Source organism: Candidatus Symbiopectobacterium sp. NZEC135 (assembly GCF_025962695.1).
On record NZ_JAGFPF010000369.1, the window covers coordinates 1 to 1660 of the forward strand.

Here is a 1660-nt window from a genome sequence, read left to right on the forward strand (position 1 = left end):
TTTTATTGTTGATACGAAGTATGTTTCTGTTGCACTGCGACAGTGTGACAATTAATTTATTTTTTAAGCGATGCAGCGTATTGTTGTAATACAGTCGGTTTTTTAATAAAAGAGATTCCTCCTGATCGAGGCGGCCTTTCAGCAGCTTTATTGATGCTAACAAATCACTTTTGGTTTCAGCAATATCTACCAGCAAATCAACGTTGAAAGGGATTTTTTTGGCACGTTTTGCAATGTTGATTTCCGTCGCTGTATTTTTTACCGAAAGAAGATTCTGAAACGTAGGAATTAATTTGTCTCTTTTTTCCAGATTGCCATCACTTTTCTTGATGGTATTTGCGTAGTAGGTTGTGCTATTGGCGTTGAGTATACGTAGCATTTTATTATCCGGCGATGATAAATAAGGTACTGCATGAAGCGTAGCACGCGAATTTATCGGCTAATTACAAATAACGCTACGTTTATCTATCACTGGATATTCGGCCTTTTTAATAAGTAAAAAAAGCACACCAACTGCGAATCACCTGGAAGGTATAATGATGATAATTCACCACGATAAATAAGGACGATAATGATAATTTGATATTATGATCTCAGATCACAAGTATGTTTTTGTATGCAGTGTCAACGGTTATTAGTGCGCGTCGAATATTGACGTGCATGTTTATCTCCCCCTCTCTTGTTTTTATTTCTTTTTTCCTGACAACGGCATTATAGCGCAACATTCCTTGTTGATAATGATTCTCAATTGTAATAACGTGTTGACGCGGGAACCTTGCAACGTTCTGCCAGGGGCTGAGGTCAGCGTCACCGCGTGCGTAGGAACGGATTTTCAATCAACAACGGGTTTTCTTGATGATTGCGATTGATAAATCGCTTAGGGGAAGTTCGCAAAATAGCGATCCGTTTCACAAGATGTGAATATCCGCATGAGATCTATCAGGCGTGTTTAATTTCATCATTTAAGGTGACACGATGTTGGATGCTATTGTAACCCAAGCCAGTAACCCGCCGGAAAGACCGGCAGATTTCTCCTATTACTCCGCGCACCGGTGTGTGATTGCCTCGGGCATTTTTGAACGGATTTCACAACCGGCACAAACCGACGGTGATAATGGCCGATCGCTATGGCACAAGGTACAAGCGAGCATGGCGCGAGCGCGGGAACAAGGCGTTTGCGCTCCGCTTGTCGTCGGTGCCATCCCTTTTGATACCCGTCGTCCATCCTGCTTGTTCATTCCGCAGCACTACCATTTCTCCCTCAGACAGGCTGATGCCTCGCTGGCATTGATTAACAGCGCGAGCCCGGCGGCCACGATTACCCATGTGAACAGCCTGCCCGACGCTCGGCATTTTCAATCTGCCGTAGGGGCTGCGCTGCGTTGTGTGCGTCAGGGGGAAATCCGCAAAGTGGTGTTATCGCGTCTGCTTGAGGTGGACGTAGCACAGCCTGTAGATTGCTCGGCGGTGTTGCACAATTTGAGGGTGCAAAATCCCCATGCTTATCACTTTTCCCTGCCACTGCCGGAGGGGGGCGTTTTAGTCGGGGCCAGCCCGGAATTGTTGATCCGCAAAAATGCGCGACGCATCTGGAGCAACCCCTTGGCAGGATCAATTTGTCGTCATCAAGATCCGCTGCACGATAAACTTCAGTGTCAGC

At 45.8% G+C, this 1660-nt stretch carries 2 protein-coding genes; one reads left to right on the forward strand and one right to left on the reverse strand.

What is annotated here, in order from left to right:
• The coding region (locus tag J5224_RS26935; protein WP_264628223.1) for a hypothetical protein at positions 1 to 379 on the reverse strand (379 nt) is incomplete at its 3' end.
• Positions 380 to 975: 596 nt separating this feature from the next.
• Here J5224_RS26935 and J5224_RS26940 point away from each other — a divergent pair.
• A partial coding sequence (locus tag J5224_RS26940; protein WP_264628224.1) for a chorismate-binding protein occupies positions 976 to 1660 on the forward strand: 685 nt, incomplete at its 3' end.